The 6,394-nt window shown below is 68.5% G+C and carries 8 protein-coding genes; 3 read left to right on the plus strand and 5 right to left on the minus strand.

The window, feature by feature from the left end; all coding sequences use genetic code 11:
• Positions 1–13 precede the first annotated feature (13 nt).
• Positions 14–865: an ABC transporter permease gene (locus tag ACFU7D_RS03815; RefSeq protein WP_378863531.1), complete on the minus strand. Its 852-nt coding sequence runs from the start codon at positions 863–865 to the stop codon at positions 14–16.
• Complete coding sequence (locus ACFU7D_RS03820) at positions 862–1,668, minus strand: ABC transporter ATP-binding protein (protein WP_378863534.1); 807 nt, start codon at positions 1,666–1,668, stop codon at positions 862–864. Before ACFU7D_RS03820 ends, ACFU7D_RS03815 begins: the two co-directional genes overlap by 4 nt.
• A 45-nt stretch (positions 1,669–1,713) precedes the next feature.
• On the opposite strand from ACFU7D_RS03820, the gene ACFU7D_RS03825 reads away from it, so the two are divergent.
• Entirely contained in the window at positions 1,714–2,496 is a 783-nt protein-coding gene (locus ACFU7D_RS03825; RefSeq protein ID WP_378863538.1) for an exodeoxyribonuclease III, read from the plus strand.
• A gap of 6 nt (positions 2,497–2,502) precedes the next feature.
• Here ACFU7D_RS03825 and ACFU7D_RS03830 read toward each other — a convergent pair whose 3' ends face one another.
• The gene (locus ACFU7D_RS03830) at positions 2,503–2,829 is read right to left on the minus strand and encodes a TfoX/Sxy family protein (protein ID WP_378863541.1); all 327 of its coding nucleotides are present in this window, start codon (positions 2,827–2,829) and stop codon (positions 2,503–2,505) included.
• Positions 2,830–2,903: 74 nt separating this feature from the next.
• Between ACFU7D_RS03830 and ACFU7D_RS03835 the strand changes: the two genes are divergently transcribed.
• Positions 2,904–3,995, plus strand: coding sequence for a DNA recombination protein RmuC (locus ACFU7D_RS03835; protein WP_378863551.1), 1,092 nt, complete (start codon positions 2,904–2,906; stop codon positions 3,993–3,995).
• Positions 3,996–4,076: 81 nt separating this feature from the next.
• Positions 4,077–4,520, plus strand: a complete 444-nt coding sequence (locus ACFU7D_RS03840; protein ID WP_378863554.1) for a DUF6542 domain-containing protein — start codon at positions 4,077–4,079, stop codon at positions 4,518–4,520.
• 4 nt (positions 4,521–4,524) lie between these two features.
• On the opposite strand, the gene ACFU7D_RS03845 is transcribed toward ACFU7D_RS03840, so the two are convergent.
• Both ACFU7D_RS03845 and ACFU7D_RS03850 read right to left on the minus strand, forming a co-directional pair.
• Positions 4,525–5,154 carry an L-threonylcarbamoyladenylate synthase gene (locus tag ACFU7D_RS03845; protein ID WP_378732888.1) on the minus strand — a complete coding sequence of 210 codons (630 nt, stop codon included), beginning with the start codon at positions 5,152–5,154 and terminating at the stop codon, positions 4,525–4,527.
• Between the two features lie 127 nt (positions 5,155–5,281).
• Positions 5,282–6,280 carry a 4-hydroxy-3-methylbut-2-enyl diphosphate reductase gene (locus ACFU7D_RS03850; protein WP_378732890.1) on the minus strand — a complete coding sequence of 333 codons (999 nt, stop codon included), beginning with the start codon at positions 6,278–6,280 and terminating at the stop codon, positions 5,282–5,284.
• Positions 6,281–6,394: the final 114 nt, after the last annotated feature.

Raw genomic sequence — 6,394 nt, forward strand, 5'->3', positions numbered from 1 at the left:
TTCAACTCGAGGATCAGGACTCGTGCCAGTGGAGCACTCGACGCTCGGCGAGCGTCACGAGCCAGAACAGCAACGACCCGAGCGCCGCGAGGACGAAGATCGCTGCCCACACCGTAGCCAGTCTGTTCTGCGAGCTGGCGACCTGTATCACGCTGCCCAGGCCGTCGGCCGACCCCGCGGCGGAGAGCTCGGCCACGACGGCGCCGATCATGGACAGCGGGAAGACGATCCGCAGGGACGCGAAGACGTAGGGCAGCGAGGCCGGCACCCGCAGGTGGCGCAGCACCTCCAGCCGGCTCGCGGCCACGGTGCGGTAGACCTGCAGCACCGGCGACGGCACCGTCCGCAGCCCGGTCGCCACGTTGATCAGGATCGGGAAGAAGCAGACCAGGGCGGTCAGGACGACCTTCGGTCCCATCCCGAACCCGAGCGCGACCACGAGCAGCGGCGCGATCGCCACCAGCGGGGTCACCGAGAGCACGACCGCCACCGGCATCACCGCACGCCGCACCACCGCGACCTCGCTCACCACGACCGCGAGCGCGAAGGCGGCGACGAACCCGATCCCGAGCCCCACCAGCGCCTCGCCGAGGGTGACCAGGGTGTTGCTCAGGAAGTAGCCCGGCTCCTCGCGCAGCACGCTCGCGATGTCGCCGAGCGGCGCGAACAGGTAGGGCATCCGCCGCGCGCCCAGCTCCCAGGCGAGCCCGAGCACCACGACGAGGAGGACGAACGGGAGCCAGTAGGCCGGGCGGAGCAGCCGGGTGCGGCGGCGCAGGCGGCGCGCGGCGAGCTGCTCGGGGGTGGGGACGACCAGATGTGGTCGCTGCCGAGGAGCCGGCTGCGTACCGGAGTCCAGGGTCACGAGACGACCTCTCCGTGGCTGAAGGCGTCTCGCAGGCTGCCACGGAGGGCGAGCTCGTAGGCGTGGAACTCGGGCGAGGTGAGGAGCTCCTGGTGACGGGGGCGAGGCAGGTCGATGTCGATGACGTCGGTGATCCGCCCCGGTCGCGGAGCCATCACCACGACCTTGTCGGACAACCTGACCGCCTCGGAGATCGAGTGGGTGACGAAGACGACCGTCGCGCGGGTCTGCTCCCACAGCTCCAGGAGCTGCTCCTGAAGAGCCTCGCGGGTGAACTCGTCGAGCGCACCGAAGGGCTCGTCGAGAAGGAGTACGTCGGGGCGGAGCCCGAAGGCACGTACGATCGCGGTCCGCTGCTTCATGCCACCCGACAGCTCGGCGGGGAGCTTGTGAAGCGACTCCCCCAGGCCGACCTCGCGCAGCATCGCCTCGAGGTCGGGACGGCCGCGGTCGTACTCGTCTCTTGGGCGCTGCCGGTTGACCTTGTGGGGCAGCGTCACGTTGCCGAGCACGCTCAGCCAGGGCAGCAGCGCCGGAGACTGCGGCACGAACCCGAAGGCCTTCGCCTCGGCGGCCTCCTTCGGGGTGAGGCCGCACACGGTGATCGTGCCGGCCTCCGGCTTCTCCTGCCCGCTGATCAGCCGCAACAGCGTCGACTTGCCGCACCCCGAGGGCCCGATGATGCTCACGAACGTGCCGGGCTCGATGGTCAGGTCGATGTCATCGAGGGCGATCAGCTCGGAGAGATCTGCCTGCTCGTAGAGACGACGGACCCCGTGCATCTCGATCGTCGCGCTGCCCACGCCTCAAACGGTAGTCCACAGCATCTTCTGGATAGTCTGACGGGCGTGCGTATCGCCACCTGGAACATCAACTCCATCCGCTCCCGCATCGACCGCGTCGAGGCCTTCGTCGAACGACACTCGATCGACGTGCTCGCCGTGCAGGAGACCAAGGCCAAGCCCGACCAGATCCCGACGATGGGGCTGGAGGCCCGTGGCTACGAGGTCGCCTCGGTCGGCTACGACCAGTGGAACGGCGTCGCGCTGATCTCCCGGGTCGGTCTCGCCGACATCGAGGTCGGGTTCGAGGGGATGCCTTCGTTCAAGGACGTCGCGGAGGCTCGGGCCCTCTCGGCCACGTGCGGCGGCGTACGCGTCACCTCGGTCTATGTCCCGAACGGCCGTAAGCCCGACGACCCCCACTACGCCTACAAGCTGGAGTGGCTGGCCGCGCTGCAGAAGGCCGCGACGGCCTGGCACGACGGACCCTCGGCGATGGTCGGCGACTGGAACGTCTGCCCCTTCGACGAGGACTGCTTCGACCCTAAGCAGTTCGTCGGCAAGACCCACCTCACCCCCGCCGAGCGCGACGCCTTCTTCGCCATCGAGAAGGACTTCAAGGACGTCGTACGCCCCTTCGTGCCCGGTCCCGACGCCTACACCTACTTCGACTACTACCGGCAGCGGTTCGAGCGCAACCGCGGGCTGCGCATCGACTTCGTCCTCGGCTCACCCTCGTTCGCCTCGCGGGTGACCGGCGCGTTCGTCGACCTCGACGAGCGCAATCCCGCGATCGGCACCGGCGCGCCCTCCGACCATGCCCCGGTGATCGTCGACCTCGCCGACTGAGGCCGGCTACTTCGGGGGCTTCGGCGGCAGCGACTCGGCCGTGGCGACGCCGCGCCTGATCCAGTCGGTGAGCGCGTCGCCACCGACCAGGTCGGCGGCGACGTTGACGTAGCCGGACATCGTCCGGGCGCCCATGGTCATCGGTTCGGCGCCCGCGGCGATGGCGGTCTCGTAGGCCGACCTGCCGGTGCGGACGAGCAGGTCGTCGGCGCCGACCGCGCACGCCATGTTGCCGTTCACCATGAACGCCAGCCCACCGAACATCTTCACCTCGGTGGTGCCGGCGGGCATCAGGTCCCGCACGCGTTCGGCCAGCTCGACGTTGTAGGCCATGCCTCCATGGAACCACGAACCGCCGACCGTGCCCATCGAACGAATTGTCGGTGGTCCCTGCGAAGATCGATGGCATGGAGATCTGGATCCTCGTGCTCGGGCTGGTGATCGGTCTTGCCCTGGGCGTCGTTCTCGGGGCGCTGTGGGCGCGGGCCCGGAGCGTGGGGACGGTCGCGGCGGGGATGGTGGACCAGGCCGAGGTGATGCAGGGGCTCGACCGGCTCAGCGACCAGATGCAGCATCTCGACCGGGAGCGGGCCCGCTGGCAGGGGCAGTTCGAGACAGAGGTCGGGCGGCTTCAGACCGAGACCCGATCGCTGTCGACGGCGTTGCGGAAGCCCCAGGTCAGAGGCCGCTGGGGCGAGATGCACCTGCGCCGCGCGGTGGAGCTGGCCGGCCTGGTGGACAAGTGCGACTTCTCCGAGCAGGTCCATCTCGAGGACGGGCGCCTACGCCCCGACCTGGTGGTGCACCTGTCCGGCAACAAGGAGCTGGTCGTCGACTCCAAGGTCCCCCTGGACGCCTACCTCGATGCCGCGTCCGCGGACAACGAGGACGACTACCGCGCTCACCTGCGCAGGCACACCGCCCAGCTGCGTACGCATGTGGACCAGCTGGCCTCGAAGTCCTACTGGCGCTTCCTGGAGGAGTCGCCCGAGTTCGTCGTGCTCTTCGTGCCGGCGGAGTCGTTCCTCTCGGCTGCGCTGGAGACCGAACCCGGCCTGATCGAATACGCCGCGGAGCGCCGGGTCGTGCTGGCCTCACCGACGACGCTGATCGCGCTGCTTCGCACCGTGGCGCACGGATGGTCCCACGAGGCGCTCGCCGAGCAGGCCCGGGAGATCCACCGGCTCGGCCGTGACCTGCACCAGCGCCTCTCCACCATGTCCAGCCACCTGGACGGGATCGGGCGCTCCCTCAACACCGCGGTGACCCGCTACAACCAGGCGATCGGATCTCTCGACAACCGGGTCCTGGTGGCCGCCCGTCGTTTCAATGAATTATCGGTAACCGACGATGAGCTCGAGACGCCGCGTCCCGTGGAGATACGCGCTGTGGAACGACTGAGCAGCGTAAGGGAGGATGATCGGCGCGCCGCCGAAAACGACGGTGTGCCGGGCCCTACCGTGGGTTCTGATACACAGGCTGCATACGAGAGATCGTGACCCCATGAGCGAGCGCCAGCGAGCGACCATCGGCGTCCTGCCGTCGCGTCGGCATGGTGGTGCCTGCGCGGAGGCGGCGGCATGAGTCAGCGCACCATCTGGGAGGAAGGACGCGAGTCCGGCCGCCATGTTGTCGCGCTCGGATCCGCCACCTCGCTGACGGTGACCTTCGTCGATCTGCTCGTCGACGACCAGATCGGCCTGCTCTTCGACTTCGCCTTCGTGGCGATCGCGCTGACGCTCGCGCTGATCGTCAGACCCAGCGACTTCTTCGTGGTCGGCGTGCTTCCGCCGCTGATCATGCTCGGCATCTTCATCCTGCTGGCCGCGACTCAGCCCGGGTCGATCGCCGACGCCGGGGACGGCTTCGTCCAAGCCGTGGTCAGTGGCCTCGGACACCACGCGATCAGCCTGTTCATCGGCTACGCCCTGTGCCTGGGCTGCCTGGTGATGCGCCGCCGCGTCCTGAAACAGCGCACCGAGACCCGCGACGAGGTCGAGCGCGAGCGCGCCCTGGCCTCCTGAGCGATCAGTCCAGCGCCAGGAACCCGGAGACGTCGCCGGCACCCTGACGGATGACCTCGGGCTCACCGTCGGACCAATCGATGACCGTGGTCGGCTCGGCCGGGGTTTCACCGGCATCGATCACGATGTCGACCTGATGGTCGAGCGCCTCCTTGACGTTCCACCCGAAGACCTCCGGCTCGGTCTCGCCGGGCAGGATCAGCGTCGAGGACAGCAGCGGCTCACCGAGCTCCTCGAGCAGCGCCTGCACGACGGCATGCTCGGGGATGCGTACGCCGACAGTCTTCTTCTTCGGGTGCATCAGCCGTCGCGGCACCTCGGGGGTCGCCGGGAGGATGAACGTGTAGGGCCCCGGAGTCGCGTGCTTGATCGCCCGGAAGGCGCTGTTGTCGACGTGGACCATCGTGCCGAGCTGGGCGAAGTCCTTGCAGATCAACGTGAAGTGGTGGCGGTCGTCGAGACCACGGATCCGCAGGATCCGGTCGCGCCCGTCCTTGTTGCCGATCCGGGAGCCGAGGGCGTAGCCGGAGTCGGTCGGGTACGCGATCAGCTGGTCGTCACGCAGGGCATCGACGACCTGGCTGATCAGACGGGACTGCGGGTTGTCAGGGTGTACGTCAACGAAGCGAGCCACTCCCGCACCCTAGCGCCTCTCGCTGGCCGGTTCCTTCATCACGGTATGCAGGTCAAGGCGCACATCCCGTGCGGAACTCCGCGGGGGATGTGTTACTTCGGCTGCATACCTTGACGAAGGAACAACCTCAGCCGCGCGCCGCGGCCGCCTTGAGGTCCTTGCGGAGCTCGGTGGGGAGCGCGAAGATCAGCGACTCCTCGGCACTCTTGTGCGCCAGCGCGTCGGGGAAGCCACGGTCCTTGAGGAACTCGACGACACCCTCGACCAGCTTCTCGGGCACGCTTGCTCCGGAGGTGACCGAGACGTTGCGTACGCCCTCGAGCCAGGACTCGTCGATCTCGCCTGCGTCGTCGACGCGGTAGGCGGCCTTGGCACCGGCCTCGAGGGCGACCTCGACCAGGCGGACCGAGTTGGAGGAGTTGCCGGAGCCGACGACGATGACCAGGTCGCTGCCCCCGCCGATCTCCTTGACGGCCTGCTGGCGGTTCTGGGTGGCGTAGCAGATGTCGTCGCTGGGCGGGTCGAGCAGCTCGGGGAACTTCTCCCGGAGCGCGGCGACCGTCTCCATGGTCTCGTCGACCGAGAGGGTGGTTTGGGAGAGCCAGACGACCTTGGAGGGGTCCGCGACCTCGACACCGGGTACGTCACCGGGGCCCTCGACGAGCGTGGTCGCCTCCGGCGCCTCACCCATGGTGCCCTCGACCTCCTCGTGACCGGCGTGACCGATGAGCAGGATGCTGTAGCCCTCGCGCGCGAACCGCTTGGCCTCCAGGTGGACCTTGGTGACCAGGGGGCAGGTCGCGTCGATCGTCTTCAGCTCACGCACCGCGGCGTCGGCGTGGACCGCCGGCGAGACGCCGTGGGCGGAGAAGACGACGGTCGCACCCGAGGGCACCTCGTCGAGCTCGTTGACGAACACCGCGCCGCGGTTGCGCAGATCGTCGACGACGTGCTTGTTGTGCACGATCTCCTTGCGCACATAGACCGGCGCACCGTAGAGGTCCAATGCCTCCTCGACCGTGATCACGGCCCGGTCCACCCCCGCGCAATAGCCGCGCGGCTCCGCGAGGAGGACAGCCTTCTCGTCGTCGGAGATCAGGCGTGGGGTGCCGAGGTCGATGCTCATGGCTTCAGTCTAGAGACCCGGCCTGAGAACGCCGAGTCGGCTCATCCTGACCGCCACCCTCGCCGAGTCGGCTCGTCATGACGCGCCGACTCGGCCGGGATCTGGGTCAGGATG

Source organism: Nocardioides sp. NPDC057577 (assembly GCF_042801335.1).
GTDB lineage: Bacteria > Actinomycetota > Actinomycetes > Propionibacteriales > Nocardioidaceae > Nocardioides.